The sequence below is a fragment of the Rheinheimera hassiensis genome (genome assembly GCF_022436675.1).
In the GTDB taxonomy this organism is placed as follows: Bacteria; Pseudomonadota; Gammaproteobacteria; order Enterobacterales; family Alteromonadaceae; genus Alishewanella; species Alishewanella hassiensis.
In genome coordinates, this window is sequence record NZ_JAKUJZ010000061.1 from 1 (window position 1) to 252 (window position 252).

The following is a 252-nucleotide window of genomic DNA, read 5'->3' on the forward strand; positions in this document are numbered from 1 at the left end:
ATTGAGATTCACCAGGATCAATTCCAATGAAAGCATCAACTTGATTAGCATTGTTAAAGCGTCTTAAATCACCTAATTCCGCATATATTCTTAAGGCCGTCTTCTTGCCAATACCAGGTACAGATAAATATATTTGGACATCTTTAGGATTAGGTGCAATTTGCTTGATATATGCCAGAATATGCTTGCGTCTTTGTTCAATTTGAAGCAAATGTTCAATACAATACTTAATTAATTCAACTGTGATACTGT

General features: G+C 33.7%; 1 protein-coding gene. It reads right to left on the bottom strand.

Features of this window, described 5'->3' with window-relative positions; translation table 11 throughout:
- The coding region (locus MJX74_RS21645) for a transposase (protein WP_240225086.1) at nt 1–252 on the bottom strand (252 nt) is incomplete at both ends.